The organism is Bradyrhizobium sp. AZCC 2176, assembly GCF_036924645.1.
Classification (GTDB): Bacteria; Pseudomonadota; Alphaproteobacteria; order Rhizobiales; family Xanthobacteraceae; genus Bradyrhizobium.
In genome coordinates this window covers 2,369,171-2,395,457 of sequence record NZ_JAZHRX010000001.1, presented here as the reverse complement: position 1 = coordinate 2,395,457, position 26,287 = coordinate 2,369,171, and the positions used below count along the sequence as shown (strand labels likewise).

The window sequence follows — 26,287 nt, the reverse complement described above, 5'->3', positions numbered from 1 at the left end:
GCGACGGGGACCAGCCGCAGAGCGGCTCAAGGGCGCGCCGTCGTCGGTTAGGGAGGATTCATCCATGTCGATATCGGATCCCGGACGCGGCTTGGTCCGCTGTCTGGGCATTACGGCTGCGGCGGTAGTGGCGCTCGCGGCGGCTTCACAACAGCGCGCCGAGGCGCTCTCGCTTGCAAGTCCCGGCGCGGCTCCGTCAGTAAAATATGCAACCGACGGTCTGGCGACCGAGGTTCAACATGGCGGCCGTGGCGGCGGTGGTTTCCGTGGTGGTGGCGGCGGCGGGTTTCACGGCGGAGGTTTTAGGGGCGGCGGCGCCGCGTTTCATGGTGGAGGCTTCCGCGGCGGCGGCGCGGCATTTCATGGTGGCGGGTTCAGAGGCGGTGCGATCCACGGCGGTGGCTTTCGCGCAGCGCCGGTGTTCCGAGGTGGCGGTTTTCGCGCGGCGCCGGCCTTTCATGGCAGCGGCTATCGCTACGCATACCGCCACGCCTATCACCGGCCTCATTTCTATCACCACCGGCGTCACTTCCACCGGCGCTTCTATTACGCGCCGGCCTATTACAGCTATCCTTACTATTATGGCTACCGGCATCGCTACTGCCGCGTGATCTGGACCTACTACGGGCCGCGCAAGATCTGCAAATATCGTCCGTGGTGGCGCCACCGCTATTACGGTTACCGGTATTGGTAAGATCAGGTTGAAACAAAACAGGCGCCCGGATGGGCGCCTGTTTTGTTTGGCAGCAAGAGAAATACGGCCTTGCTCAATCCCAATCCTTGCCTTCCCAAGGCTTGATCTTCCACGGCGTCAGCTTTTCCATTCGCCACTGTGCCCAATGTTCCGGCGGCCAGTGACTGAGGCGCGAGGTATCCTTGGGCGATGTTGGGAGATCGACGACGCGCGGCATGACGCGGCGGCGCGACTGGCGCGTCAGCTCGCTGATCATATCGACGAATTCAGGCTTGTCCGTCACGGCCAGGTCCCTCGCGAAAGCGCTTCGCAAGGGACCACTCTGCGCTCTGCCTGTTAACGCCGCGTTGCCAGAACGCTTCGCTATCTAGGCAAAGGAGGGGGACTTTTTGTTTTGACGCGTTTTCTTCACGCGAACCGGCGCCCGGTTCGCTTGAAAACACGTTAGCGCCACTCCCTGATGTCGACAAAGTGCCCGGCGATCGCAGCGGCCGCCGCCATCGCGGGTGATACCAGATGGGTGCGGCCCTTGAAGCCTTGCCGGCCCTCGAAATTGCGGTTCGAGGTCGAGGCGCAGCGCTCTTCCGGCGCCAGCTTGTCGGGGTTCATGGCGAGGCACATCGAGCAGCCCGGCTCGCGCCATTCGAAGCCGGCCTTGATGAAGATCTTGTCGAGGCCTTCGGCTTCCGCCTGCTCCTTCACGATGCCCGAGCCCGGCACGATCATCGCGTTGACGTGGGCGTTGACGGTCTTGCCCTCGGCGACCTTTGCGGCCGCCCGCAGATCCTCAATGCGGCCGTTGGTGCAGGAGCCGATGAAGACGCGATCGAGCTTGATGTCGGTGATCTTCGTTCCCGCCGCGAGGCCCATATATTTCAGCGCGCGGTGCTTCGACAGCCGCTTGGCCTCGTCCGCGATCTTGTCGGGATCGGGCACGAAGCCTGTGATCGACACCACGTCCTCGGGCGAGGTGCCCCAGGTCACGATCGGCGGCAGCTTTGCCGCGTCCAGCCGGATCTCGTGATCGAAATGTGCGCCGTCGTCGGAGCGCAGCTTTTCCCAATAGCGCATCGCGGCGTCCCAGTCGGCGCCCTTCGGCGATTTCGGGCGGCCCTTCAGGAACTCGAATGCTTTCTCGTCCGGCGCGATCAGGCCGGCACGGGCGCCGCCCTCGATCGACATGTTGCAGACCGTCATGCGGCCTTCCATGGTGAGCGCGCGGATCGCGTCGCCGGCATATTCCAGCACATAGCCGGTGCCGCCGGCGGTGCCGATCTCGCCTATGATGGCGAGGATAATGTCCTTGCCGGTGACGCCGTCGGGCAATTTGCCGTCGACCACGGCGCGCATGTTCTTGGCCTTCTTCTGGATCAGCGTCTGCGTCGCCAGCACGTGCTCGACTTCTGACGTGCCGATGCCGTGCGCCAGCGCGCCGAACGCGCCATGGGTGGAGGTGTGGCTGTCACCGCACACGATGGTGGTGCCCGGCAGCGTAAAGCCCTGCTCGGGGCCGATCACGTGCACGATGCCTTGGCGCTTGTCGTGCTCGTTGTAATATTCGATACCGAATTCCCTGGCGTTTTCCGCCATCACGCGCATCTGCTCGATGCTTTCCGGATCGGGATTGGGTTTCGAGCGGTCGGTGGTCGGGATGTTGTGATCGACGACGGCCAGCGTCTTCTCCGGCGCGTGAACCTTGCGCCCCGTCGCGCGCAGGCCTTCGAACGCCTGCGGTGAGGTCACCTCATGCACCAGATGGCGGTCGATATAGAGCAGGCAGGTGCCGTCCTCGGCTTCGTGCACCAGATGGTCGTTCCAGATCTTGTCGTACAGCGTGGTCGGTTTGGACATGAGCGTCAGCTCCAAAAGAATTCTGTGTGAGCGGTCAAGCGCGAAACGCGCAAGCAACGGACGTCAGCGCAGCGTCAAGCTGCGCGCGCAAGTTCCGACGTCGCCGACGTCGCGAACCGTCCGAAGAAGCGGCCGGGCAGCCGCGAGCGATCGTCGATCACGACGAGCTGGGCGGTGCCGAAGGCGGCGCTGGTACGATCTAGAACCATTCTGAATTTCTAACACAGGCTCCGCCATCGCGACAATCGATCGATGGGTGGGGCCGGTCTGTCATTGCCGGGCTTGACCCGGCAATCCATCCTTCCGGGCAAGAACGCTTCCTTCCTGATGGATGCGCGGGTCAAGCCCGCGCATGACGACCGAGGAACGAGCCGCGAGCCCTACATAGGTACCCGGCAACAAAAAAGCGCGGGGCAAAACCCCGCGCTTTTCGTCACATCCCTTTCGGGAAAAATTACTCGCCGACGGCGGTCGGACGGTCCTGCTTCTCGACGATGCGGGCCGACTTGCCGCGCAGTTGGCGCAGGTAATACAGCTTGGCGCGGCGAACCTTGCCGCGGCGCACCACCTTGATCGAATCGATCATCGGCGACATCACCGGGAACACGCGCTCGACGCCTTCGCCGTAGGAAATCTTGCGGACGGTAAAACTCTCATTGAGCCCGCCGCCGGAACGGCCGATGCAGACGCCTTCATAGGCCTGCACGCGGGTGCGCTCGCCTTCGACCACCTTGACGTTGACGATCACGGTATCGCCGGGACCGAATTCCGGGATCGACTTGGTCGCCGACAGTTTTTCGAATTGCTCTTTTTCGAGCTGCTGAATGAGGTTCATTGAAATCTCCATCGGCGGCGCGCCCAGCCTTTCGGGGGCTGCGCAAACGTCCATCTATCCTGCGCGTGTGCGGATTTGGCGCCCGTATAAGGCATCGGGCCGCGCTTGTCACCCGTCTGTCGTGCTTTTTGTGCCTTTTTGGCCGCCCCTCGCGGCCCACAAGTCCGGCCGCCGCGCCCGGGTCAGGGCTTCGGCCTCGGCCCGGCGCCAGGCCGCCACCTTGGCATGGTCGCCGGAGATCAGGATTTCGGGGATGCCGCGGCCCTCGAACTCCTGGGGGCGGGTATATTGGGGGTATTCCAGTAGTCCTTCGGAAAAGCTTTCGTCCTCGCCCGAGGCCTGCTTGCCCATCACGCCCGGCAAAAGCCGCACACAGGCGTCGATCAACACCATCGCGGCGATCTCGCCGCCCGACAGCACATAGTCGCCGATCGAGACCTCTTCGAGGTTCCGCGCCTCGATCACCCGCTGATCGACCCCCTCGAACCGGCCGCAGACGATCAGGGGGCCGGGCCCGGCGGCCAGCTCCTTAACCTGCGACTGGGTCAATGGCCGACCCCGCGGGCTCATCAAGAGGCGCGGGCGATCTTTGCTGTTGCCTTGGCCGGTATTCGCGGCGTCGATCGCCGCCGCCAGCACGTCGGCCCGCAGCACCATGCCCGGGCCGCCGGCGGCCGGGGTATCATCGACGCTGCGGTGGCGATCGGTGGCGGAGTCTCTTATGTCGCGCGCCTCCAGCGCCCACACGCCCGATGTCAGCGCCTTGCCGGCCAGGCTGACGCCGAGCGGCCCGGGAAACATCTCGGGGAAGAGCGTGAGGACGGTAGCGCGCCAGGTCATGGTCAAGGGATCGCGGTTGAACTCAGGCCGTCATACGCGGGCTTGACCCGCGTATCCACCTTCTTCGAAGTATGGATCGCCGGGTCAAGCCCGGCGATGACGAGTCAGGGGCGGGCTTCGTCGCCTTCGATTTCCTGCGGCAGTTCGATCACCACGCGGCCGCCTGTGAGATCGACCGTCGGCACCACCGCATTGGTGAACGGCAATAGCATGGTCGGGCCTTTCGCGGGCGCGATCTCGATGATGTCGCCGGCGCCGAAATTATGGATCGCAATCACGCGGCCGAGCGGCTCATCCGCGGCATTGACCGCGGCAAGTCCGATCAGGTCGGCGTGGTAATATTCGTCGTCGTCGGTCTCGGGCAGTCTTTCGCGCGCGACGTAGAGTTCGAGGCCGTTGAGCCGTTCGGCGTCCTCGCGGGTGGCGATGCCTTTCAGCGTCGCCACCAGATGATCCCTGGCCTCGCGGACATGCGTGACCTCGAACTGGCGCGTGCCGTCCTTCGTCATCAGCGGGCCGTAATGCTTTACGGCCAGCGGATCTTCGGTGAACGTCCACAGCTTCACTGCGCCGCGCACGCCATGCGCGGCGCCGATACGAGCGACGCAAATCGGTGTTTTCACCGTCGTGCGCCGCTGCGCCTTACGCCTTCGCGGCGGCTTCGGCGGCCTTGCGCTCCTTGCGCGGCACGGCCTTTTCCGGGTTGTTGCGCGCGGTGCGCTTGACGATACCGGCGGCATCCAGGAAGCGCGTCACGCGGTCCGACGGCTGCGCGCCCTTGGCGAGCCATGCCTTGACCTTGTCCATGTCGAGCTTCAGCCGCGACTCGTTGTCCTTCGGCAGCAGCGGATTGAAATGGCCAAGACGCTCGATGAAGCGGCCGTCGCGGGGAAAGCGCGAGTCGGCGACGACGACGTGATAGACCGGGCGCTTCTTGGTGCCTGCGCGAGCAAGGCGGATAACGACTGACATTTGGTTCTCCTGAGTGTGAGTTGGTTCGTATTGGTGAATTGGTCGCGATTATTTCTTCTTCCCCGGAAAGCCGCCGAGGCCGGGCAGGTTCGGCTTGCCGCTCAGGCCGGTAAGACCCGGCAGATTCGGCAATCCCTGACGCAGGCCGGCGGGAAGATCCTTCGGCAAATTCGGCAGGCCGCCTCCGGCGCCGCCCTGCATCTTGTCCGCGAGCGCCTTCATCTCTTCCGGCGAAGGCGGCTTCATGCCGCCGCCAAAGCCCATCGCCTGGGCGATGCCGGCGAGCGGGCCGCGCTTGCCCGAGCCCATGGCCTTCATCATGTCGGCCATGTTCCGGTGCATCTTTAAGAGCTTGTTGACCTGCTCGACATTCTGGCCGGCGCCGGCGGCGATGCGCTTCTTGCGGCTGGCTTTCAGGATGTCGGGGTTCTTGCGTTCAGCGCGCGTCATCGAATCGATGATGGCGACCTGGCGCTTGATGATCTTGTCGTCGATCCCGGCCGCGGCAATCTGATTCTTCATCTTGGCAACGCCGGGCATCATGCCCATCAACCCGCTGATGCCGCCCATGTTCGCCATCTGCAGCAACTGCTCGCGCATGTCGGTGAGGTCGAACTGGCCCTTGCGCATCCGCTCGGCGGTACGCGCGGCCTTTTCCGCGTCGATATTCGCCGCCGCGCGCTCGACCAGCGACACCACGTCGCCCATGCCGAGGATGCGGCCGGCGATCCGGCTCGGGTGAAAATCTTCCAGCGCGTCGGTCTTTTCACCGGTGCCGATCAGCTTGATCGGTTTTCCCGTGACCGCGCGCATCGACAGCGCCGCACCGCCGCGGCCATCGCCGTCGACGCGCGTCAGCACGATGCCGGTGAGGCCGACGCGCTGGTCGAAGGCGCGCGCGAGATTGACCGCGTCCTGGCCGGTCAGCGAATCCGCGACCAGCAGCACTTCATGCGGGTTGGCCGTGGCTTTGATCTCGGCCGCCTCGCTCATCATTTCTTCGTCGAGCGTGGTGCGGCCGGCGGTGTCGAGCAGCACCACGTCGTAACCGCCGAGCTTGCCGGCCTCCAACGCGCGCTTCGCAATCTGCGCCGGCTTCTGGCCGGCCACGATCGGCAGCGTCGGGATGTCGAGGTCGCGCCCCAGCACGGCCAACTGCTCCATCGCCGCCGGGCGGTAGATGTCGAGCGAGGCCATCAGCACCTTGCGCTTGTCGCGCTGGGTCATGCGGCGGGCGAGTTTTGCCGTTGTGGTGGTTTTGCCGGAACCCTGCAGGCCGACCATCATGATGGCGACCGGCGGCACGGCGTTGAGATCGATGGTCTGGCCGTCGGCGCCAAGCGTGGCGACCAGTTCGTCATGGACGATCTTGACCACCATCTGGCCGGGGGTGACCGACTTGACGACGGTGGCGCCGACCGCCTGCTCACGGACGCGATCGGTAAAACCTCTGACGACCTCGAGCGCAACGTCGGCTTCCAGCAGCGCGCGGCGCACCTCGCGCATCGCGGCGTCGACATCGGCCTCCGACAGCGAACCGCGGCCCGTCAGCCGATCGAGTATCCCACCAAGCTTTTCCGACAGATTGTCGAACAATGCCGTTGTCCCGTTTCTGTCCCATCCTTCGAGACGCCGCGTCGCGGCTTCTCAGGATAAGGGCATTCCAAACACTTTCGCGCCCGAGGGCGCACCGCGCTGTCGGGCGTTGGCCTCCGGTCTCGTGGGCCGGGCGGCGGGTCGAAAAGAAAATCTTTCCGAGAAGTGGGCGGGTTAAACGCCCGGAGGGAGCGAAAGTCAAGGAGAAACTAGAGCATAATGCTCTGCGGTGGAGGCGTAAGGCTTTGATATGTTTTGTTTTTTAGATCCAAGCGGCCGACGGGTCGACTTCCTTTTTGCCGCAGGTTCCAAGTTCGGCCTGCGCACGCCATATAACGCCCCATGTCGTCAGCTCTCTCCCGCCCTTCGTGATCTTCCGTGCCCATCACCCGACGCGATATTTTTGCAGTACTCGCCGGCGCCGCCGCGGCCGTCGGCATTTCGTCGATCTGGATCAGCAACATGAAAACCTATGACGGCCCCGTCTCCGACCATTTCGACGGCACGCGTTTCTTCGATCCCGACGGCGTGCCGCCAAAATCGCTGGCGGAGGTGTTGCGCTGGCAGTTCGGCACCGACCGCAAGCGCGCGAGCTGGCCGGATTGGGTGGCGAATGCGCACAGCGATACGCCGCCGCCGCGCGTTTCCGGCGACAAGGTGCGGCTGTCCTTCGTTGGCCATGTCACCTGGCTGATCCAGACGGCGGATCTCAACATCCTGATCGATCCCGTATGGTCGATGCGAGCCTCGCCCGTCTCCTTCGCCGGGCCGAAGCGGCACAACGATCCTGGCATCCCTTTCGATGCGCTGCCGAAGATCGATGTCGTGCTGGTGTCGCATGGCCATTACGACCATCTCGACATCGCGACGCTGTCGAAGCTGACGGAGAAGTTTTCGCCGCGCGTAATCACGCCGCTCGGCAACGACGTCACCATGCGCGATACGGATGCGGCGATCAAAGCCGAAGGGTTCGACTGGCAGGATCGGGTCGAGCTCGGCAATGGCATCGCGGTGACGCTGGTGCCGACGCGGCACTGGTCGGCGCGCGGGCTGTCCGACCGCAACAAGGCGCTGTGGGCGAGCTTTGTCCTGGAGACGCCGGCGGGCAAGCTCTACATCGTCTGCGATTCCGGCTACGGCGAGGGCAAGCATTTTCGGCGCGTCGCCGAGAAGCACGGCCCGTTGCGGCTGGCGATTCTCCCGATCGGCGCCTATGAGCCGCGCTGGTTCATGAAGGACCAGCACATGAATCCGTCCGATGCGGTGAAGGCATTCGCCGATTGCGGCGCGCAAGAAGCGCTGGCGCATCACCACGGCACGTTCCAACTGACGGATGAAGCGATCGACGCGCCGGTCAATGCGCTGGCCGAAGCGCTCAAGGAAGCGAAGATCGCGCCCGAGCGGTTTGCCGCGCTGAAGCCGGGGCAGGTGGTGGAGATCTAAAGCCGTGTTCAGGCGAAGCGGGTTCGCGAGGAAAGCGCGTCAAACAAATTCCTAGTCCAGACCGGCCCGCCGAAGACCTTCCAGATAATGTTCGAGGTCGGCCGCGTGCCGGATCGGCACGCGATCCCTGACCCAGGCGAGCGAAACACTGGGCTGCGCGCGACGCAATTCCTGGAGCGCAGCAATGGCGATCTCCGGAGATGCGGTCATGCCGGCGGCGGCGGTCAGCACACGGTGGGCGGCGGCGTAATCGCTGCGAAGGCGGACGGCGGTCTGCGCCATCTGCAACGCCTCGTCGTAATTGCGTCCGATATATTGGGCCATGCAGGCAGAGCCGTAGTAAAGCGCCAGGAACGGATCGCGCGGGCTGAGCCGGATCGCGCGGCGGGCCGCCTCGACGCCTTCTTGCCAGCGGCCGCAAAATCCCAATGCGGCGGCATAATAGTTTTGGACCTGCGAAAAATTTGGATTGAGGCGCAGCGCCAGTTCGAATTCAGCAAGCGAGTCGTCGAAGCGTCGCGTGATCAGATAGACCGCGCCGAGCGCAAAATGCGCCCATGCGTCCTCACTGTCGGCCCGGATCGCCGCCAGCGCCGTACTTTCGGCGATTGGCTCGATGTCCTCCAATTCGACCCATCCCATGTGGGCGCCGAATGTATAACTGGCGCCGAGCACGCCGAGCGCCTGCCCGTTATTGGGATCGATGCCAATCGCCTTCTGCAACAGATCTTGCGCGATGGCGTGATCCTGCCGCGTCACGCGCCAGTAATAAGAAAGCCCCCGCATCACCAGGTCCCAGGCGTCGAGGTTGCCGGGCGGCTTGCGCCGGGCACGAAAATTCTCGGCTGCGTAGAGCTGCGGCCCGATCGCGGCGACGATCGCCTCGGTGATCTCGTCCTGCACAGCGAATATATCGGCGACGTCGCGGTCGTAACGTTCCGCCCAAACGTGGCTTCCGTTGGCGACGTCGTTGAGCTGCGCGGTAATACGTACGCGCCTGCCGCTTTTGCGCACGCTGCCTTCGAGCACATAGCCGACGCCGAGCTCCTTGCCCACCTGCTTCAAATGGACGGCCTTGCCCTTGTAGATGAACGAAGAGTTGCGCGCGATGACGAGGAACCAGCGCAGCTTCGATAGCGCGGCGATGATATCTTCACTGATGCCGTCGGAAAAATAATCCTGCTCCGGATCACCGCTCATGTTGCTGAAGGGCAGCACGGCGATGGCAGGACGATCGGGCAGCGGCGGAGCGGGTTGCTTGCCCGCTGCATCCGGAGGCGAATCGATTGCGTGGGGCGCTTCGTCTGACTGTGTGCTTACCTCGCCAGTGAAGCGGAGACCCTTGCGCGCGATGGTGCGGATCAGCTTCTGATCGCGGCCGTTGTCGCCGATTGCTCTTCGCGCCGCGTAAATGCGGCTTGTCAGCGTCGTGTCCGATGCGCTGCGTCCGCGCCAGACAGATGCGATGAGGTCATCCTTGGTGACGACACGATCGCGATTCTGGATCAGGTAAATTAACAGATCGAGCACTTGCGGTTCGACCTCAACCGATTCCGGTCCGCGGCGCAATTCGCGAAGATCAGTATCGAGGATGTGATCGACAAGAATGAATCGCACGTTGGTGCCCCAGCCGGCGGTGGTCACCGGGTCGTGAACCATATCACATTTGGGAAAACAATCAGAAAATCTGGACCACAATTCAAGACCGCCTGAAGCGCAGCTTCAAGTCTGGCACGCGAGCTGCGGCTAAGCGTGACGCTGAGGGGCTTATCTCTTCGGAAGGAATTTTTTAGCATGGCTATCAAGGCGTCATTTTCTCCCAACGGCTTTCTCTCGGTCTTCGGCGACGTAGCCACCAACAGCGTTAAATTAAGTCGCGATGCGGCAGGTAACATTCTCGTCAACGGCGGTGCTGTCCCGATCACGGGAGGTAAAGCAACCGTCGCCAACACCATCAAAATCCAGGTGTTCGGTCTCGACGGCAACGACACGCTCACGATCGACGAAGCCAACGGCGCAATGCCTGCTGCCGAGATGTTCGGTGGCGCTGGCAACGACACGCTCACCGGCGGCTCGGGCAACGACCAGCTGTTCGGCCAGAATGGCAACGACATCCTGCTCGGCAAGGGCGGCAGCGACCTGCTGCTCGGCGGCGCCGGCAACGATACGCTCACCGGCGGCGACGCAGACGACCAGATATTCGGCGGTGCCGGCGACGATCGCATGATCTGGAATCCGGGCGACGACAGCGACCTGCTCGAAGGCGGCGACGGCACCGATACTGCCGAGGTCAATGGCGGCAACGGCGCCGAAACGTTCACGATCACCGCCAACGGTACCCGCGTGCGCTTCGATCGCATCACCCCCGCGCCCTTCTTCCTCGATATCGGCACCACCGAGAACATCGTGGTCAACGCCAATGGCGGCGACGACGTCATCACGGCCGGCAACGGTCTCGCCGCCCACGTCAAGCTGACCCTGGACGGCGGCGCGGGCAACGACACCATCACCGGCAGCGACGGCGCGGATATGCTGATCGGCGGCGATGGCAATGACCTTATCATTGGCGGTCGCGGTAATGACACGGCCGTGCTTGGTTCCGGCGACGACACGTTCGTCTGGAATCCCGGCGATGGCAACGACACCGTCGAGGGCCAGGACGGCACCGATACGCTGCAGTTCAACGGCGCCAACATCGCCGAGAATATCAACATCACGGCCAATGGCACCCGCGGCCGCTTCACCCGCGACGTCGCCAATATCACGATGGACACCAACGGCGTCGAGCGCGTCAACTTCGCGGCTCTCGGCGGCGCCGACAACATCACGGTCGGCGATCTGAGCAATACTGGCATCAAGCAGGTTGCGCTCGACCTGAGCGCGACGCTCGGCAGCGGCACCGGCGACGGTGCGGCCGATCAGGTGACGGTCACCGGCACCGGCGGCAACGACCAGATCCAGGTGGTCGGTGCCGGCAGTTCCGTGACGGTCAGCGGATTGGCGGCGCAGGTTTCCATCACCGGCACGGAAAGCGTCAACGACGTGCTGACGGTCAACGCCGGCGCCGGCAACGACGTCATCAATGCCCAGACCGCATCCATCAAGCTCGTCATCGACGGCGGTGCCGGCAACGACACCATCACCGGCGGCCGAGGCGCCGACACTTTGATCGGCGGCACCGGCAACGACACCGTTATCTGGAATCCCGGCGAGGGCAGCGATGTCGTCGAAGGCGGAACGGGTACGGACACGCTGGTGTTCAACGGCTCCAACGCCGGCGAGCTGATGGACATCTCGGCCAATGGCGGCCGGACGCGGCTTACTCGCGACGTCGGCGGCATCGTCATGGATCTCAATGCCGTCGAGAAAATCCAGCTCAACGCCCTGGGAAGCGCCGACACCATCACGGTCAACGATCTGGCCGGCACCGGCGTCACGCAGGTGGCGATCGACCTCGGCGCCACGCCCGGTGCCCAGGGTGGTGACAGTCAGCCGGACACCGTGGTCGTCAACGGCACCGTCGGCAACAACGCCATCAGCGTCGTCAAGAGCGGCGGATCGTTGGTTGTGAATGGCCTGGCCGAGCAGGTAACGATCGCGAACGCCGAAGCCGGCGACGCGCTGGCGATCAACGGCGGCCAGGGCAACGATACTATCGATGCCTCCACGATCGCGGCCGGCGCGGTCAAGCTCACGCTCAACGGCGGCGCCGGCGATGATGTCATCAAGGGCGGCGCCGGCGATGACCTCGTGTTCGGCGGTAGCGGCAACGACACGGCGTTGCTGGGCGCCGGCAACGACACCTTCGTCTGGAATCCAGGCGACGGCAACGATACCGTCGAGGGTCAGGCCGGTATGGATACGCTCCTGTTCAACGGCGCGAACATTAGCGAGAACATTGATATCTCCGCCAATGGCAGCCGCGCGCGGTTGACACGTAACGTCGCCGGCATCGTCATGGACCTCAACGGGGTGGAGAACATCCAGGTCAACGCCCTGGGCGGCGCCGACAACATCACGGTCAACGATCTGGCTGGAACCAGTGTCAACCAGGTCAATCTCGATCTGGGCGGCAATGATGGGGCGGCGGACACGGTCGTCATCAACGCAACCAATGGCGACGATGTGATCACAGTCACCAACAATAATGGTGTCATCATGGTGTCGGGTCTCGCGGAAGACGTGACGATCAAGGGGTTCGGCGCCGACGATCGCATCGTGATCAATGGCCTCGGCGGCGACGATATCATCGACGCGTCGGAAATGGGAACGGGCATATTGCTCACCGCCAATGGTGGCGATGGCGATGACATCCTGGTTGGCGGTCCCGGCAATGACATTTTGACAGGTGGCGCGGGCGATGATGTCCTGCTTGGCGGCGCCGGGCAGGACGTGCTCGACGGCGGGCCTGGCGACAATATCGTCATTCAGGATAGCGGTTTCAGCTTCCTGCCTCCGGCCGCTCCGACGGAGAGCGCTTCGATGTCGGATGCCGCGAGTGCCGCTCTGCTCGGGCAGTTCATGGCATCGAGCTTCGTCACGGCGGGCGAGGGCCATGGTGAGATGCCGATTGCCGATCCGCAAGCCGGTCAGCAGCCGGTATTGGCAATGCCGCTGCACGCGTAAGCACGACGCTGCCTTGGAGAGCCGCCCTGGAGAATGGTGATGAGTGTTGAAACCGCCAGCACGCGACAAGTCGACCCGGGACTCGAAGCCCTCGTGACGTTGTTGCATTTCCAGGGCGTCGCGGCCGATCGCCAGCAGATCAGGCATCGGCTGGGAACGGACAAGATTGGCGCATCGGAGATTCTCCGGTGCGCCAAGGCTCTCGGATTGAAGGCCCGCGCCTGCCGCACCGATTGGTCGCGGCTTGCCAGGATACCCTTGCCCGCGATCGCGAGCTTGCGCGACGGCGGCTTCATGGTGATTGCCAAGGCCGACGACGAGAAAGTTCTGGTTCAGTCGCCGACGGAATCCAGGCCCGTCTTGATGACGAAGGCCGAGCTTCTCGCCATCTGGGACGGCGGCTTGACCCTGATGACGCGCCGCGCCGGATTGTCCGATATCACCCGACGTTTCGACATCACCTGGTTTCTCGGTGCGATCCGCAAATACCGGCACCTCCTCGGCGAAGTGCTGGTCGCATCTTTCTTCTTGCAGACGTTCGCGCTGGTATCGCCGCTGTTCTTCCAGGTGGTCATCGACAAGGTGTTGGTGCATCGCTCGCTGAGCACCCTCGACGTGCTGATCATCGGCCTGGTGGCGATCTCGACGTTCGAGACCGTGCTGGGCATCCTGCGAACCTATCTGTTCTCACATACCGCCAACCGCATCGACGTCGAACTTGGGGCGCGCCTGTTCAATCATCTGCTGGCCCTGCCGATGGCCTATTTCCAGGCGCGGCGCGTCGGCGATTCGGTGGCGCGGGTGCGCGAACTTGAGAACATCCGCAATTTCCTCACCAGTTCGGCCCTGACGCTGGCGATCGACCTGCTGTTCACCTTTGTATTTCTGGCGGTCATGTTCGCCTATTCGCCGCTGCTGACTTGGATCGTGCTCGGCTCGTTCCCGTTTTACATCGCGATCTCGGCCGGCGTGACGCCGCTGTTCAGGCGGAGGCTCGACGAGAAATTTCGGCGCGGCGCCGAGAATCAGGCTTTTCTGGTCGAGAGCGTGACCGGGATCGAAACGCTCAAGGCGATGGCGGTCGAGCCGCAGATGCAGCGGCACTGGGAAGAACAGCTTGCCGGTTATGTCGCGGCGAGCTTCCGAGTCTTGAGTCTCGGCAATACCGCCAGTCAGATGGTACAGTTCGTCAGCAAGGTCGCCAGCGCGGGTATTCTTTATTTCGGTGCCAGGCAGGTGATCGACGGCGGCCTGTCGGTCGGTGAACTCGTGGCCTTCAACATCCTGTCCGGGCGGGTCAGCGCGCCGGTACTGCGTCTCGCGCAGATTTGGCAGGATTTTCACCAGGCGCGGCTGTCGGTCCTCAGACTGGGCGACATCCTCAACACGACGGCTGAACCGACCTATTCGGCAGGGCGCACCCAGTTGCCCGCGATCCGCGGCAACATCTCCTTCGACCACGTGGCATTCCGCTATCGCGTCGACGGACAGCAGGTGCTGCATGACGTCAGCTTCGATGTGCCGGCCGGGCAAATGGTCGGCATCGTTGGGCCTTCAGGATCCGGCAAGAGCACGTTCGCGAAGCTGGTGCAGCGGCTCTACGTGCCGGAAAGCGGGCGCGTCCTGATTGACGGCATGGATCTCGCGATGGCCGACCCCGCCGGGCTGCGCCGCCAGATAGGCGTCGTCTTGCAGGAAAACGTGCTGTTCAACCGCTCGGTTCGCGAGAATATCGCGCTCACCGATCCGGCCATGCCGATGGAGCGCGTCATCGCCGCGGCAACGCTGGCGGGGGCGCACGAATTCATCCTCGAACTGCCTGAAGGCTACGATACCGTTGTCGGTGAGCGGGGCTCGACCCTGTCCGGCGGCCAGCGCCAGCGTATTGCGATAGCCCGCGCGCTGATCGCCGATCCGCGCATCCTGATCTTCGACGAGGCCACGAGTGCGCTCGACTACGAGAGCGAGCGCATCATTCAGCAGAACATGAAAGAGATCGCCAGGGGACGAACCGTTTTGATCATCGCGCATCGGCTCTCCACCGTGCGATCAGCGGATCGCATCGTCACGCTGGAACGCGGGCGCCTGGTCGAGGACGGCACCCATGACGCTCTGGTCAAGACCGGCGGCCGTTATGCGGCGCTGCATCGGATGCAGGGAGGAATCTATGAAGTCGGCTAGCCGCGCCTTGCCCGTCAAGCAGACGCGCGTCGTTCCGTTCAAGCGCGTGCAGGAGCGGCGCGGTGACGAACTCGCGTTCCTGCCGGCTGCGTTGGAAATCATGGAGACGCCGCCGTCGCCGGTCGGCCGTTTGACCGTAGCAGTCATCATTTTGCTGTTCGGCGCGGCGGTGATCTGGTCCTGGTGGGGAACGATCGACATCGTGGCGTCCGCGACCGGAAAAATCGTGCCGAGCGGCCGCACCAAGGTGATCCAGCCGTTCGAGACCGGGGTGGTCCGCGCCATTCGGGTGCAGGACGGGCAGGCTGTCAGAGCCGGCGAGGTGCTGATCGAGCTTGATCCGACCGTCAACGCGGCCGAGCGCGACCATCTGCACAACGACCTCCTCGCGGAAAAACTCAACACCGCGCGGCTGCGCGCGGCGCTTGCGGCCGTGGACGATCGCGAGGCCGCCTTCACGCCGCCTGCCGGAGCGGACCCGATACTGGTCAGCGCGCAGCGCCAACTCTTGCTCAACCAGGTGACGGAGCATCGTGCCAAGATCGCCGGGCTGGCGCGGCAACAGGCGCAGAAGGAGGCTGAACAGGCCACCGCCGGGGCCACCATCCACAAGCTCGAGGCCATGATCCCGGTGGTCCAGCAGCGCGTCGATATTCGCAAGACCTTGATGGAAAAGGAGCTGAGTTCGAAGATCACGTATTTCGAGATTTTACAGTTGCTGGTCGAACAGCAGGAGGAACTCAGCGTTCAGAAAAGCCGTCTGCAAGAGGCCGAGGCCGCCGTGGCGGCTATTCGCGAGACACGCGGCCAGGCGGTGGCGGAGTACCGGCGCACATTATCAGACGAACTCGCAAAGGCCGAGCAAAAGGCAAGCGGGCTTGCCCAGGACCTGATCAAGGCCGAACGGAGAACCGGCCTTCAGCAGCTTGCCTCGCCGGTTGATGGCGTGGTGCAGCAACTCGCGATCCACACGGTGGGCGGCGTCGTCACGCCCGCGCAGGCCCTGCTGGTGATCGTTCCGAGCGGTAGCCGGCTCGAAATCGAGGCGATGGTGTCGAACCGCGACATCGGCTTTGTCCATCCCGGACAGCCGGCCGAGATCAAGATCGATACCTTCAATTTCACCCGCTACGGCCTGCTGCGCGGCGAGGTTCTCGGCGTTTCGCAGGACGCCATCATCCGCGACCAGCCACAGGACCGCCCCGGCGATCGACGGGTAGGAGCGCAGAACGACACCAGCGAACCGAAGGGGCAGGAGCTGAACTACAGCGCGCGCATATCGCTCGACCGTGCCAAAATGCAGGTCGACGACCGAATGGTCGATTTGTCGCCGGGCATGGCAGTCACGGTGGAAATCAAGACGGGATCGCGCACCATCCTGAGCTATCTGCTGTCACCGCTGCTTCGCTATCAGCAGGATGTTCTGCGCGAACGGTGAGGACGTTGAAACAACTATTCCTTCGGCTTGATCGCCCAGGAAACGCCGACCGTCACCGAAAGCGTCTCCTCGCCGTGCGCGACCGGAGCGCCGGCGGCCATCGGGGCTGCCATCTTGCCGCGATGTAGCGGCACGGGCGCGCCTTCCTCGGAAATGCTGATCGGCTCGCCGAGCGTGACGCCGGCGGCCTTGGCGTAGATCTCCGCCTTGCGGCGCGCGTCGGCAATCGCCTTCTCGCGGGCCTCATCGAGATGCTTTGACGCCTGTGAAACGCTGAAGTTGATGCCGCCGATGTCGTTGGCGCCGGCGCCCGCCATCACGTCGATCAGGTTCGCGACCTTGGTCACATCGCGGATCTTGACCGTGACGCGGTTGCTGGCGCGGAAGCTCACGATGCCTGGGCGCTCCGAAACTTTGGACGACGTTGCAAATTGCGGCTGCAGCGACAGCCGCGAGGTCTGGTAGTCCTTCTCATCGATGCCGGCACCCTTGAGCGCCAGCAGCACCTTGCCCATCGCCGCGTTGTTGGCCTCCGAGGCCTCGCGCGCGGTCTTGGCGTCCGACGTCACGCCGCCGTCGATCTGGGCCTGGTCGGGCGCCACCGACACGTTCGCTTCGCCGGTCACGGAAATCGCAGGCGGTGGCATTGTCTGCGCCAGCGCGGGTGCGGCGAGCAGCGTGGCGGCGACGGCAAGGCCGAACGGACGTCTCATGCCGATCACCGCAACGGCACATAGACATTGATCACCAGCTTGTCCTCCGCCGTCTTCAGGGGATCGGTGATGTATTCCTCGATGAAGGTGTCTTTGGCCTCCAGTTTCTTGTCGTCGAGGTGGTTGGTGATCGCCTCATAGGTGTTGTCCATGTTGTCGTAGGAGCCGCGATGGACGAATTTCAGCGCCTTGCCCTCGGGCGACTTGCCCATAGTCATGTCCTTGGTCAGGTTCTTGACGTCCTGATCGACCGGAATCTGGGCCTGGAACGTAAAACCGGTATCGTCGGTCGAGGTATAGACGATCATCGAATTGCCCGCGGCCTTGATGCCCTGCTTGTCGAGCAGGGCGGTCAGCGCCTTGAACGCTTCGATCAGGGTGTCGAACGCCGCATCCCAATTCGCGGTGCCCTTCATGACAACCACTTTCTTGGGCTCGAGCGCGAACTCCTCGCCGAAGGGGTCGGCGGTCTGGACGCTGGCGGCGGGAGGAGGGGGCACGGGCGTCGGGGCTTTTTCCGCCGTGGGGGCATCCGCCGGCGACTTGGTTTCAGCCGGCGGCGGGACCGGCGCCGCCGATGGTGCGGGGTTGGGCACCGCCGACGGCGAGGCTGAGGGTGCCGGCGATTGCGCCGGCGCGGCCCCGCCAAACGCAACCATGGCGAGCGCGACCATGGCCGCACGGAAAGTGCTGATACGGTTCATTTGAGGTATTCTCCATCCAGCCCACCCGGCGGCGGATGTCCCCGGTCCGCACCCGCCAGAATGGTGCCATTGTCCTAACACGCAAAGTCCGATTTCGTCCCATGACAGATGCGTCATATGCCCCCGCGTACTAGGCAACCCGCCATCATTCGCCATATAAGGCAGGCATAAATTGGGAAATTCCATGAGCGCGCTGGCCAACCATGCATTTGCCAAGATGAACGGCATCGGCAACGAGATTGTCGTGGTGGACCTGCGCGACTCCAAGTTGGTGGTAACGCCGGAAGACGCGCGTGCGGTCGCCTCGCCGGCGGGCGTGCCTTATGACCAGTTGATGGTATTGCAGCCGCCGCGGCTACAGGGCACCGAAGCCTTCATCCGCATCTACAACAATGACGGCTCGGAGGCCGGCGCCTGCGGCAACGGCATGCGCTGCGTGGTGCGCCGTCTGTTCGAGACGACCGGCCAGACCGCCGTGACGTTCGAGACCCGCGCCGGGTTGCTGAATTGCTGGCAGGGCCCGGCGCCCGATCTCTATACCGTCGACATGGGCGCGCCCAAATTTGCCTGGCAGGATATTCCGCTGGCGGAGGAGTTCCGCGATACCCGCTACATCGAATTGCAGGTCGGGCCGATCGATGCGCCGGTGCTGCATTCGCCGTCGGTGGTTTCGATGGGCAATCCGCACGCGATCTTCTGGGTCGACGATGTCAACGCCTATGACCTGGAACGTTTCGGGCCGCTGCTGGAAAACCATCCGATCTTCCCCGAGCGCGCCAACATCACGCTCGCCCATATCGTCGATCGCGACCACATCACGATCCGCACCTGGGAACGCGGCGTCGGATTGACCAGGGCCTGCGGCTCGGCCGCCTGCGCGACCGCGGTGGCGGCGGCGCGGTTGAAGCGCGCCGACCGGTCGGTCGAAATCACGCTGCCCGGCGGCAAGCTTGCGATCGAATGGCGCGAGCGCGACGCCCATGTGCTGATGACCGGCACCGCCGATTTCGAATATGAGGGCGTGTTCGATCCGGCGCTGTTCGCCAGCGTCGCCTAAGATAATGAGCGTCGACGTTCTCACCTTCGGCTGCCGCCTCAACGCCTTCGAATCCGAGGTGATCGCCCGCGAGGCGGAGCGCGCCGGACTTTCCGATACGCTCGTCATCAATAGCTGCGCGGTCACCAACGAGGCGGTGGCGCAGGCGCGGCAGTCGATCCGGCGGCTGAAGCGCGAGCGGCCGAATTTGCGCATCGTCGTCACCGGCTGCGCGGCGCAGACCCAGCCGGAAATGTTTGCCGAAATGGCCGAGGTCGATCGCGTCGTCGGCAATGACGACAAGATGCGAAGCGAAGCCTGGCGCGGAGCACGCGCAGCGTTCGACTCCGGTTTTGGCATCGCAGCCAGCGAGAAGATCGCCGTCGCAGACATCATGGCAGTGCGCGAGATGGCGCCACATCTGCTCGATGGCTTCAAGGCCGGCCTGCCGCGCGCGTTCGTCCAGGTGCAGAACGGCTGCGACCACCGCTGCACGTTCTGCATCATTCCTTACGGCCGCGGCAATTCGCGCTCGGTGCCGATGGGCGCGGTCGTCGAGCAGGTTCGCGCGCTCGCCGAGCGCGGGCACGCCGAGATCGTCCTGACCGGCGTGGACCTCACGAGTTACGGCGCCGATCTGCCGGGCACGCCCAGGCTCGGGCAACTGACAAAGCAGATTTTGCGACACGTGCCGGAACTGCGGCGCTTACGGATTTCGTCGATCGATTCCATCGAAGCCGATCGCGATCTGCTTGACGTCATCGCCAGTGATGAGCGCCTGATGCCGCATCTGCATCTGTCGCTGCAGTCCGGCGACGACATGATTTTGAAGCGGATGAAGCGCCGGCATTCGCGCAAAGACGCGATCGAGTTCTGCGCGCAGGTGCGTCGATTGCGCCCGGACATTACGTTCGGCGCCGATATCATTGCCGGCTTTCCGACCGAGACGGAAGACATGTTCGCGCGCTCGGAGGATCTGGTCGCGGAATGCGATCTCACCTTCCTGCACGTGTTTCCGTATTCGAAGCGACCGGGCACACCGGCCGCGCGGATGCCGCAGGTTTCGGGCGGCGAGATCAAGGCGCGTGCGAAGCGATTGCGGGCGGCGGGTGAGGCGGCGTTGCAACGGCGGCTGGCGTCAGAAGTCAAAGCGACGCGTCAGGTGCTGATCGAAAGCGCGACGCAGGGACGCACGGAGCATTTCTTGCCGGTTGCGGTATCAGGTGAAAGACCGGGCGCGGTGATGGCACTCGCGATCAGCGGCCACGATGGCGCGCGATTGACGGTGTGATTCTTCCTTCTCCCCTTGTGGGAGAAGGGAAGAAGAAGTCACTCCCCGTTCCACCCACAGGCCCTGAGCCGCTCCCGCATGTGGTCCGGCGCGGCCGCCGCCACGCGCACCGGTTCCTTGTTCCTCGAAATCGGAATCACGATCTCGCGGGAATGCAGATGCAGGATCGGCTCGCCGAAGCGCGGGCCGTTGCCATAAATGTTGTCGCCGACGATCGGCCATCCCATCGCAGACGTATGCACGCGCAGTTGATGGGTGCGGCCGGTGACCGGCTCCAGCGCCAGCCAGACGAGGCCGTCGCCGCGGCCGCGCACTTTCCAGGTGGTGATGGCTTTCTGACCCTCCGGGTCCGGCTTCTGCCACCAGCCGCGCTCGGCGTTCAGCCGTCCCAGCGGCATGTCGATGGTGCCTTCGTCCTCGGCAGGCCCGCCCTCGACCACGGCCCAATAGGTCTTCCCGACCTTGCCGTGCTTGAACAGCAGGCCGAGCGAGGCGGTGGCCTTGCGATGGCGTCCCAGCACGAGACAGCCGGAAGTATCCTTGTCGAGCCGGTGGGCCAGCACCGGCGGTCGCGGCAGGCCGAATCGCAGGCCGTCGAAGGAGGCTTCCAGATTGGCGCCGCCCTTGGGGCCGCGATGCACCGGCAGGCCGGCCGGCTTGTCGATGACCAGCATCAGCCCGTCGCGGTGAAGCACGCGGGCCTGGATTTCATCTGCCGTTAATCCACGGACATCAAGCGAGGTCCGGGGAACATCAAAGGATGGCCCGGGCACATCGAGGGATGGCCCGGGCACATCAAAGGATGCCCCGGGAACATTGATGGACCTGTTGTGACTTCCGCTCATGGTGCGAAACCGCTAACACGTCCCCGACATGAGCGATACCACTCCCGAAACCCCCAAACTGAGCTGGTGGCGACGGCTGTCGAGCGGCCTGAAGCGGACCTCGAGTTCGCTGGGCTCCGCCGTTGCCGACCTCGTCACCAAGCGCAAGCTCGACCGCGCCATGCTCGACGATATCGAGGATGTGCTGCTGCGCGCCGATCTGGGCACGGCCGTGGCGGTCCGGATCGCGGACGCGGTCGGTGCTGGCCGCTACGACAAGGCGATCTCGGCCGATGAAGTGAAGACGGTCGTGGCGAGCGAAGTCGAAAAGGTGCTGGCGCCGGTGGCGAAGCCGCTGGAGATCGACGCCGCGCAGAAGCCGTTCGTCATCCTCGTGGTCGGCGTCAATGGTTCCGGCAAGACCACCACCATCGGCAAGCTGGCCGCAAAGCTCAGCGCCGAAGGCCGCAAGGTGATGCTGGCGGCCGGCGATACGTTTCGCGCCGCGGCGATCGAGCAGCTCAAGGTCTGGGGCGAGCGCACCAGGTCGCCGGTCATTGCCGGAGCGCAGGGGTCGGATTCGGCGAGCCTTGCCTTCAATGCGCTGACTGCAGCGAAGGACCAGAATATCGACGTGCTGCTGGTTGACACCGCCGGGCGGCTGCAGAACAAGGCCGAGCTGATGAACGAACTCGAGAAGGTCGTTCGCGTCATCAAGAAGGTCGATGCGTCAGCCCCGCATGCGGTGCTGCTGGTGCTCGACGCCACGGTGGGACAAAATGCGCTGTCGCAGGTCGAGGCATTTCATCGTACCGCTGGCGTCACGGGCCTCGTGATGACGAAGCTCGACGGTACTGCGCGCGGCGGCATCCTGGTGGCGCTGGCGGAGAGATTCAAACTGCCGGTGCACTTCATCGGCGTCGGTGAAGGCGTCGACGATCTCGCGCCGTTCACCGCGCGGGACTTTGCCAACGCGATCGCAGGAATTGAAAGCTGACATGGACAAGACCCAGCCGCATCCGGTGTTCAAGCTCGCGACCGAACTCGGTCCGCTCATCGTGTTCTTCGTCGCCAACGCGAAGTTCAACCTGTTCGTCGCGACCGGCGCCTTCATGGTGGCGATCGTGGCCGCGATGATCGCCTCCTATGTGGTGGTGCGGCACGTGCCCATGATGGCGATCGTCACCGCCGTCATCGTGCTGGTGTTCGGCACGCTGACGCTGGTGCTGCACGACGAAACCTTCATCAAGGTCAAGCCGACCATCATCTACGGCCTGTTCGCCGCAATCCTCGGCGGCGGTCTGTTGTTCGGCCGCTCGTTCATCGCGATCCTGTTCAATCAGATGTTCAACCTGACGCCGAAGGGATGGCGCATCCTGACCATGCGCTGGGCGCTGTTCTTTCTGGGGATGGCGGCCTTGAACGAAGTCATCTGGCGCACGCAATCGACCGACTTCTGGGTCGCCTTCAAGGCGTTCGGCGCGGTTCCGATCACGATGGTGTTTGCAATCGCCCAGATGCCGGTGATCAAGCGCTACCATCTGGAGCCGGCCACGCTCGAGGCGAGCGAGGCCGAAGCGGGCGATGTAAGCAAGGGGTGAGTTCTTCTCCCTCGCGGCGCTCTTCGCAGGGTCGAGGCAAGCGAAGCTTGGAGGGTTGGGGTGAGGGGTCTCTCGTCGTCGGGAATTTCAGTTGAGGAGAGCGCCTGCCCGGCCCCTCACCGGAAATTCCTGCTTCGCGCGAATTTCGACCTCTCCCCGCAAAGCGCGGAGAGAGGTTAAGACGAGCGACCTCAGCTCTTCTGCTTGGCGATGATCTTGTCCTTGATCTTGTCGTAGGTCGCCTGCGGAACGATGCTCTTCTGCACCAGTTCGTCCTTGCCCTTGTACGGGCGGCCCGCGATGATTTTGGCGGAGTAGGCCTTGCCGACGCCCGGCAGCGCGTCGAGCTGATCGGCGGTCGCGGAATTGATGTCGAGCAGCTCGGCCTTTGGCGCCGGCGCCATCTTCGACTCCTTCGGCGCGGGAGCCATCTTGCTGTCGGACTTGGCCGCGGGCTGCGTGCCCTGGGCCATCGACGGCGTCGCCGTCATCAAGCCGAGAGTGAGCGCGGTGGCGAGAAGAGAAGCGAGCGTGAAATGACGCATATGGGTGTCCCTCCAAGGACGGTTCAAGTAACGCCCTAAAGCTAGCTGCGAATTCGTGGCGGCGCCATGGCTGCAAAATGAACGATAGATAAAAGTCAAAGATTATTTGCTCAACGCCTTCTCGATCTCGACCCCCAGCACGCTGTCGAGATTGGCCGGCGTCACCGGTCCGACCAGCTTGTAGCGGATGGTGCCGTCGCGGCCGACCACGAAGGTTTCGGGCACGCCATAGACGCCCCATTCGATCGAGCCGCGGCCGTTGCCGTCGACGCCAATGATAGTGAACGGGTTGCCGTAGCGGCCGAGGAAGCGGCGGGCGTTGTCGGGGGAATCCTTGTAGTTGATGCCGACGATCTGCAGCCGCGTATCGCTGGCCAGCGCGGTCAGCAGCGGCGCCTCCTCGTGGCACGGCACGCACCAGGACGCCCAGACATTGACGATGGAGACCTTGCCCTTGAACGCCGCGGGGTCGAGCCCGGGCACCGGGATCCCGTTATGGGCGAGGCCCTCCAGCGCCGGAAGCGTGGTTTGCGGCGCCGGGCGGCCGATCAGGGCGGAGGGGATTTTTGCGGGATCGCCGCCATACAGCCGCAGCAGGAACAGCGCGGCGACGGCGATGAAGCCGATCAGCGGCAGTGCTACCAGCCAATGCCGGCGGCGCGGCTGCTCCGGTGTTGCGGGCGCGCTCATCAGATCTCCGTCGCCTGGCGGCCGGAGCGCCGGGTGATGCCGCCGGCCTCGAGTTCGCGCAGGCGCTCCTTCTGCCGGCGATAATCGAGCGCGATCGCGGCGATCAGAAGCAGCACGACCGCCGCCACCAGCGCGTAGGAGGTCACGATGAAGGAGGCGTAGGGTCCGAGCGACATCGCGTCACGCCGCCTGCTGGCTGGCTTGCATCATCTGCAAGCTGCGCACGCGGCGGCGCAGGATCTCGTTGCGCATCGCCGCCAGATGCAGCGTGACGAACAGCAGCGAAAATCCGATCGCCATCACCAGCAACGGAATCAGGAAGGCGCGGTCGAGCGCCGGTCCGCCCATCCGCAGCACAGATGCCGGCTGATGCAGCGTGTTCCACCAGTCGACCGAGAATTTGATGATCGGCAGATTGAGGGCGCCGACCAGCGTCAGGACGGCGGCGGCCCGCGCCGCCCGCGACGGATCTTCGACCGCGCGCCACAGCGCCATCAGGCCGAGATACATCAGGAACAGGATCAATACCGAGGTCAGCCGCGCATCCCATTGCCAATAGGTGCCCCACATCGGCCGTCCCCACAGCGAGCCCGTCACCAGCGCCAAAAAGGTAAAGGCCGCGCCGATCGGGGCTGCGGCTTTCGCTGCGACATCGGCAAGCGGATGCCGCCATACCAGCGTGCCGAGCGCGGCAAGGCTCATCACGCCCCAGACGAACATCGACAGCCACGCATTCGGTACGTGGACGAACATGATCTTGACGGTGGCGCCCTGCTGATAGTCGTCGGGCGCCATCGCCGCCTGGTAGAACCCGACCAGCAGCAGGATCGTGGTCGCGCCCGCCAGCCACGGCAGCACGCGCGCCGTCAGCGACAGGAATTTCGTGGGGTTGGCGAGGTCGATCAGCGTCATGGCATCCTGATAGTCGTCAGCGGCGAAGCAGGCAATGCGGCTTGGTTTGTTTCATATCGCCTCCGCGAGAGTTGATCGGCGTCAAAGCGTGCTCAGTCCAGACCGTGCCGCAGACAGGCGGCGGCGGCAAACGGTCCGATCACGAAACTGACCAGCGAAAGGGCGCAGAGTATCGAAAACGGTGTTCCAAATGCCAGCGGACCCGCGATGGCCGCCTGCGACGCGGCGACGCCGAAGATCAGGATCGGGACCGACAGCGGCAGCACCAGCACCGCCAGCAACAGCCCGCCGCGGTGTAACGTCACGGCCAGCGCCGCGCCGATCATCCCGGTGAACGTCAGCGCCGGCGTTCCCGCCAGCAGCGTCAGCGCCACCGCCGAGGTCGCCGTGGCATCGAGGTTGAGCATCAGCCCGAGCGCGGGCGTCGCCACGATCAGCGGCAGTCCGGCTGCGAGCCAGTGCGCCAGCGCTTTTGCCGCGCAGGCCAGTTCCAGCGGCGTCCGGCCCATCACGACCAGGTCGAGCGAACCGTCCTCGTGGTCGGCCGTGAACAGGCGGTCGAGCGTGAGCAGGCTCGCCAGCAGCGCGCCGAGCCAGAGGATCGCCGGTCCGAGCCGCGTCAGCAGTGCCAGATCCGGCCCGATCGCGAACGGCATCAGCACCGTGACGGTGAGGAAAAACAGCACGCCGATCAGCGCGCCACCGCCGACGCGTAGCGCGATCTTGATGTCCCGGCGAATCAGCGCGGCGAGGGCGGTCATGCGACGCCTCCCATTCGCAGCTCCCTGGCCGCGATTCCGAGCGGGGTATGGGTCGCGGCGATGATGATGCCGCCGCTGGCGAGATGATCGCGCATGACGCCGACAAAAAGGTCCTGCCCGGCGGTATCGAGCGCCGAGGTCGGCTCGTCCAGGAGCCAGACCGGCCGGCGCACCACGAGGAGGCGGGCGATCGAAAGCCGCCGCCGCTGGCCGGCCGACAGGTAGGCCGCCGGAAGATGCGTGGCATGGCCGAGGCCGACGGCGGTGAGGCATTGGTTGAGGTCGCCGGCCGCGCCGCCCAGAAAATCCCGCCAGAACGCGAGGTTCTCATGCACGCTCAGTGCAGGCTTCAGCGCGTCGCGATGGCCGAGATAATGGGACTGTTCCGGCAACGTCAGCTCGGCGTCGCCGCCCTCCAGGTCGACCGACCCGCCTGCCGGCACCAGGAGGCCCGCGATCAGGCGCAACAGCGAGGTCTTGCCGGAGCCGTTCGGGCCGACCACGGCCAAAACCTCGCCGGAAGCGGCTTCGAAATCGAGGCCGGCGAACACCCCGCGGCCGCCCCTGATACAGTCGATTTGGCGCCCCGAGAGCCGCATTTTGTTTCGTCACAGCCCTCTGAAATTGATGGGTACCGCGTCAGAATTTGTGGGTACCGCATTGCTGCAGCACGTTTGTCGGTGTGGCGGCGCTTCTAGAAAGATTCTATAAGCCCGGAACTTGATGCAGCACAC

27 protein-coding genes are annotated in these 26,287 nt (G+C 64.3%); 9 read left to right on the top strand and 18 right to left on the bottom strand.

Features of this window, described 5'->3' with window-relative positions; all coding sequences use genetic code 11:
• Nucleotides 1–64: 64 nt before the first annotated feature.
• The gene (locus V1288_RS11010) at nucleotides 65–694 is read left to right on the top strand and encodes a hypothetical protein (RefSeq protein WP_334357064.1); all 630 of its coding nucleotides are present in this window, start codon (nucleotides 65–67) and stop codon (nucleotides 692–694) included.
• A 73-nt stretch (nucleotides 695–767) separates the two neighbouring features.
• Here V1288_RS11010 and V1288_RS11005 read toward each other — a convergent pair whose 3' ends face one another.
• From V1288_RS11005 to ffh, 8 genes are all read right to left on the bottom strand, one after another.
• Nucleotides 768–977: a hypothetical protein gene (locus V1288_RS11005; RefSeq protein WP_334357063.1), complete on the bottom strand. Its 210-nt coding sequence runs from the start codon at nucleotides 975–977 to the stop codon at nucleotides 768–770.
• Nucleotides 978–1,138: 161 nt separating this feature from the next.
• Nucleotides 1,139–2,545: a 3-isopropylmalate dehydratase large subunit gene (gene leuC / locus V1288_RS11000; protein ID WP_334357062.1), complete on the bottom strand. Its 1,407-nt coding sequence runs from the start codon at nucleotides 2,543–2,545 to the stop codon at nucleotides 1,139–1,141.
• Between the two features lie 74 nt (nucleotides 2,546–2,619).
• Complete coding sequence (locus V1288_RS10995) at nucleotides 2,620–2,754, bottom strand: hypothetical protein (protein WP_334357061.1); 135 nt, start codon at nucleotides 2,752–2,754, stop codon at nucleotides 2,620–2,622.
• Nucleotides 2,755–2,999: 245 nt separating this feature from the next.
• Nucleotides 3,000–3,380, bottom strand: coding sequence for a 50S ribosomal protein L19 (rplS, locus tag V1288_RS10990; protein WP_334357060.1), 381 nt, complete (start codon nucleotides 3,378–3,380; stop codon nucleotides 3,000–3,002).
• Nucleotides 3,381–3,488: 108 nt separating this feature from the next.
• Nucleotides 3,489–4,220, bottom strand: a complete 732-nt coding sequence (trmD, locus tag V1288_RS10985; RefSeq protein ID WP_334357059.1) for a tRNA (guanosine(37)-N1)-methyltransferase TrmD — start codon at nucleotides 4,218–4,220, stop codon at nucleotides 3,489–3,491.
• Between the two features lie 104 nt (nucleotides 4,221–4,324).
• Nucleotides 4,325–4,843 (bottom strand): ribosome maturation factor RimM, encoded by a 519-nt coding sequence (gene rimM, locus V1288_RS10980; RefSeq protein WP_334357058.1) that lies wholly within the window; start codon nucleotides 4,841–4,843, stop codon nucleotides 4,325–4,327.
• Nucleotides 4,844–4,862: 19 nt separating this feature from the next.
• Complete coding sequence (gene rpsP / locus V1288_RS10975) at nucleotides 4,863–5,192, bottom strand: 30S ribosomal protein S16 (protein WP_334357057.1); 330 nt, start codon at nucleotides 5,190–5,192, stop codon at nucleotides 4,863–4,865.
• A 48-nt stretch (nucleotides 5,193–5,240) separates the two neighbouring features.
• The gene (ffh, locus tag V1288_RS10970) at nucleotides 5,241–6,788 is read right to left on the bottom strand and encodes a signal recognition particle protein (protein WP_334357056.1); all 1,548 of its coding nucleotides are present in this window, start codon (nucleotides 6,786–6,788) and stop codon (nucleotides 5,241–5,243) included.
• 378 nt (nucleotides 6,789–7,166) lie between these two features.
• Between ffh and V1288_RS10965 the strand changes: the two genes are divergently transcribed.
• Nucleotides 7,167–8,231, top strand: coding sequence for an MBL fold metallo-hydrolase (locus V1288_RS10965; RefSeq protein WP_334357055.1), 1,065 nt, complete (start codon nucleotides 7,167–7,169; stop codon nucleotides 8,229–8,231).
• 51 nt (nucleotides 8,232–8,282) lie between these two features.
• Here the strand turns inward: V1288_RS10965 and V1288_RS10960 are convergent, their stop codons facing one another.
• On the bottom strand, nucleotides 8,283–9,848 hold the full coding sequence (locus V1288_RS10960) for a winged helix-turn-helix domain-containing tetratricopeptide repeat protein (protein WP_442894021.1): 1,566 nt from the start codon (nucleotides 9,846–9,848) through the stop codon (nucleotides 8,283–8,285).
• 177 nt (nucleotides 9,849–10,025) lie between these two features.
• Here V1288_RS10960 and V1288_RS10955 point away from each other — a divergent pair, with 177 nt between their 5' ends.
• From V1288_RS10955 to V1288_RS10945, 3 genes are read left to right on the top strand one after another with little or no spacing between them, the layout of a single operon-like run.
• Nucleotides 10,026–12,857 (top strand): beta strand repeat-containing protein, encoded by a 2,832-nt coding sequence (locus V1288_RS10955; RefSeq protein WP_334357053.1) that lies wholly within the window; start codon nucleotides 10,026–10,028, stop codon nucleotides 12,855–12,857.
• A 39-nt stretch (nucleotides 12,858–12,896) separates the two neighbouring features.
• Entirely contained in the window at nucleotides 12,897–15,038 is a 2,142-nt protein-coding gene (locus tag V1288_RS10950; RefSeq protein ID WP_334357052.1) for a type I secretion system permease/ATPase, read from the top strand.
• On the top strand, nucleotides 15,025–16,476 hold the full coding sequence (locus V1288_RS10945) for an HlyD family type I secretion periplasmic adaptor subunit (protein ID WP_334357051.1): 1,452 nt from the start codon (nucleotides 15,025–15,027) through the stop codon (nucleotides 16,474–16,476). Before V1288_RS10950 ends, V1288_RS10945 begins: the two co-directional genes overlap by 14 nt.
• A gap of 14 nt (nucleotides 16,477–16,490) precedes the next feature.
• Here V1288_RS10945 and V1288_RS10940 read toward each other — a convergent pair whose 3' ends face one another.
• A complete protein-coding gene (locus tag V1288_RS10940; RefSeq protein WP_334357050.1) occupies nucleotides 16,491–17,189 on the bottom strand; it encodes an SIMPL domain-containing protein in 699 nt (232 codons plus the stop codon).
• A 5-nt stretch (nucleotides 17,190–17,194) separates the two neighbouring features.
• Nucleotides 17,195–17,893: a GyrI-like domain-containing protein gene (locus V1288_RS10935; RefSeq protein ID WP_334357049.1), complete on the bottom strand. Its 699-nt coding sequence runs from the start codon at nucleotides 17,891–17,893 to the stop codon at nucleotides 17,195–17,197.
• Between the two features lie 184 nt (nucleotides 17,894–18,077).
• Here V1288_RS10935 and dapF point away from each other — a divergent pair, with 184 nt between their 5' ends.
• Both dapF and mtaB read left to right on the top strand, forming a co-directional pair.
• The gene (dapF, locus tag V1288_RS10930) at nucleotides 18,078–18,950 is read left to right on the top strand and encodes a diaminopimelate epimerase (protein ID WP_334357048.1); all 873 of its coding nucleotides are present in this window, start codon (nucleotides 18,078–18,080) and stop codon (nucleotides 18,948–18,950) included.
• A gap of 4 nt (nucleotides 18,951–18,954) precedes the next feature.
• Entirely contained in the window at nucleotides 18,955–20,220 is a 1,266-nt protein-coding gene (gene mtaB, locus V1288_RS10925; RefSeq protein WP_334357047.1) for a tRNA (N(6)-L-threonylcarbamoyladenosine(37)-C(2))-methylthiotransferase MtaB, read from the top strand.
• Between the two features lie 38 nt (nucleotides 20,221–20,258).
• On the opposite strand, the gene V1288_RS10920 is transcribed toward mtaB, so the two are convergent.
• The gene (locus V1288_RS10920) at nucleotides 20,259–20,894 is read right to left on the bottom strand and encodes an RluA family pseudouridine synthase (RefSeq protein ID WP_334361274.1); all 636 of its coding nucleotides are present in this window, start codon (nucleotides 20,892–20,894) and stop codon (nucleotides 20,259–20,261) included.
• Nucleotides 20,895–21,093: 199 nt separating this feature from the next.
• Between V1288_RS10920 and ftsY the strand changes: the two genes are divergently transcribed.
• Together ftsY and V1288_RS10910 are read left to right on the top strand one after the other, a co-directional pair.
• Nucleotides 21,094–22,041, top strand: coding sequence for a signal recognition particle-docking protein FtsY (gene ftsY / locus V1288_RS10915; protein ID WP_334357046.1), 948 nt, complete (start codon nucleotides 21,094–21,096; stop codon nucleotides 22,039–22,041).
• Nucleotide 22,042: 1 nt separating this feature from the next.
• Complete coding sequence (locus V1288_RS10910; protein WP_334357045.1) at nucleotides 22,043–22,645, top strand: septation protein A; 603 nt, start codon at nucleotides 22,043–22,045, stop codon at nucleotides 22,643–22,645.
• A 191-nt stretch (nucleotides 22,646–22,836) separates the two neighbouring features.
• Here V1288_RS10910 and V1288_RS10905 read toward each other — a convergent pair whose 3' ends face one another.
• The 6 genes from V1288_RS10905 to ccmA form a co-directional block, all read right to left on the bottom strand.
• Nucleotides 22,837–23,190 carry a ComEA family DNA-binding protein gene (locus V1288_RS10905; RefSeq protein WP_334357044.1) on the bottom strand — a complete coding sequence of 118 codons (354 nt, stop codon included), beginning with the start codon at nucleotides 23,188–23,190 and terminating at the stop codon, nucleotides 22,837–22,839.
• A gap of 102 nt (nucleotides 23,191–23,292) precedes the next feature.
• Nucleotides 23,293–23,880 carry a DsbE family thiol:disulfide interchange protein gene (locus V1288_RS10900; RefSeq protein WP_334357043.1) on the bottom strand — a complete coding sequence of 196 codons (588 nt, stop codon included), beginning with the start codon at nucleotides 23,878–23,880 and terminating at the stop codon, nucleotides 23,293–23,295.
• A complete protein-coding gene (gene ccmD, locus V1288_RS10895) occupies nucleotides 23,880–24,056 on the bottom strand; it encodes a heme exporter protein CcmD (protein ID WP_334357042.1) in 177 nt (58 codons plus the stop codon). The genes V1288_RS10900 and ccmD overlap by 1 nt, the downstream gene beginning before the upstream one ends.
• Before the next feature lie 4 nt (nucleotides 24,057–24,060).
• Nucleotides 24,061–24,792 (bottom strand): heme ABC transporter permease, encoded by a 732-nt coding sequence (locus V1288_RS10890; protein ID WP_334357041.1) that lies wholly within the window; start codon nucleotides 24,790–24,792, stop codon nucleotides 24,061–24,063.
• Nucleotides 24,793–24,884: 92 nt separating this feature from the next.
• A complete protein-coding gene (ccmB, locus tag V1288_RS10885) occupies nucleotides 24,885–25,553 on the bottom strand; it encodes a heme exporter protein CcmB (protein WP_334357040.1) in 669 nt (222 codons plus the stop codon).
• Nucleotides 25,550–26,152, bottom strand: a complete 603-nt coding sequence (gene ccmA / locus V1288_RS10880) for a heme ABC exporter ATP-binding protein CcmA (RefSeq protein ID WP_334357039.1) — start codon at nucleotides 26,150–26,152, stop codon at nucleotides 25,550–25,552. Before ccmA ends, ccmB begins: the two co-directional genes overlap by 4 nt.
• Nucleotides 26,153–26,287 lie beyond the last annotated feature (135 nt).

Excerpts from the sequence above, each read along its gene's own strand:
- V1288_RS11010 (WP_334357064.1), top strand. The coding sequence starts at position 65 with ATGTCGATATCGGATCCCGGACGCGGCTTGGTCCGCTGTCTGGGCATT.
- ccmD (WP_334357042.1), bottom strand. The coding sequence starts at position 24,056 with ATGTCGCTCGGACCCTACGCCTCCTTCATCGTGACCTCCTACGCGCTG.
- ftsY (WP_334357046.1), top strand. The coding sequence starts at position 21,094 with ATGAGCGATACCACTCCCGAAACCCCCAAACTGAGCTGGTGGCGACGG.
- V1288_RS10940 (WP_334357050.1), bottom strand. The coding sequence starts at position 17,189 with ATGAGACGTCCGTTCGGCCTTGCCGTCGCCGCCACGCTGCTCGCCGCA.
- ccmA (WP_334357039.1), bottom strand. The coding sequence starts at position 26,152 with ATGCGGCTCTCGGGGCGCCAAATCGACTGTATCAGGGGCGGCCGCGGG.
- trmD (WP_334357059.1), bottom strand. The coding sequence starts at position 4,220 with ATGACCTGGCGCGCTACCGTCCTCACGCTCTTCCCCGAGATGTTTCCC.
- V1288_RS10995 (WP_334357061.1), bottom strand. The coding sequence starts at position 2,754 with ATGGTTCTAGATCGTACCAGCGCCGCCTTCGGCACCGCCCAGCTCGTC.
- V1288_RS10950 (WP_334357052.1), top strand. The coding sequence starts at position 12,897 with ATGAGTGTTGAAACCGCCAGCACGCGACAAGTCGACCCGGGACTCGAA.
- V1288_RS10955 (WP_334357053.1), top strand. The coding sequence starts at position 10,026 with ATGGCTATCAAGGCGTCATTTTCTCCCAACGGCTTTCTCTCGGTCTTC.
- V1288_RS10920 (WP_334361274.1), bottom strand. The coding sequence starts at position 20,894 with ATGCTGGTCATCGACAAGCCGGCCGGCCTGCCGGTGCATCGCGGCCCC.
- V1288_RS10905 (WP_334357044.1), bottom strand. The coding sequence starts at position 23,190 with ATGCGTCATTTCACGCTCGCTTCTCTTCTCGCCACCGCGCTCACTCTC.
- V1288_RS10900 (WP_334357043.1), bottom strand. The coding sequence starts at position 23,880 with ATGAGCGCGCCCGCAACACCGGAGCAGCCGCGCCGCCGGCATTGGCTG.
- rplS (WP_334357060.1), bottom strand. The coding sequence starts at position 3,380 with ATGAACCTCATTCAGCAGCTCGAAAAAGAGCAATTCGAAAAACTGTCG.
- leuC (WP_334357062.1), bottom strand. The coding sequence starts at position 2,545 with ATGTCCAAACCGACCACGCTGTACGACAAGATCTGGAACGACCATCTG.
- V1288_RS10945 (WP_334357051.1), top strand. The coding sequence starts at position 15,025 with ATGAAGTCGGCTAGCCGCGCCTTGCCCGTCAAGCAGACGCGCGTCGTT.
- ccmB (WP_334357040.1), bottom strand. The coding sequence starts at position 25,553 with ATGACCGCCCTCGCCGCGCTGATTCGCCGGGACATCAAGATCGCGCTA.
- V1288_RS10910 (WP_334357045.1), top strand. The coding sequence starts at position 22,043 with ATGGACAAGACCCAGCCGCATCCGGTGTTCAAGCTCGCGACCGAACTC.
- V1288_RS10890 (WP_334357041.1), bottom strand. The coding sequence starts at position 24,792 with ATGACGCTGATCGACCTCGCCAACCCCACGAAATTCCTGTCGCTGACG.
- V1288_RS10935 (WP_334357049.1), bottom strand. The coding sequence starts at position 17,893 with ATGAACCGTATCAGCACTTTCCGTGCGGCCATGGTCGCGCTCGCCATG.
- mtaB (WP_334357047.1), top strand. The coding sequence starts at position 18,955 with ATGAGCGTCGACGTTCTCACCTTCGGCTGCCGCCTCAACGCCTTCGAA.
- rpsP (WP_334357057.1), bottom strand. The coding sequence starts at position 5,192 with ATGTCAGTCGTTATCCGCCTTGCTCGCGCAGGCACCAAGAAGCGCCCG.
- dapF (WP_334357048.1), top strand. The coding sequence starts at position 18,078 with ATGAGCGCGCTGGCCAACCATGCATTTGCCAAGATGAACGGCATCGGC.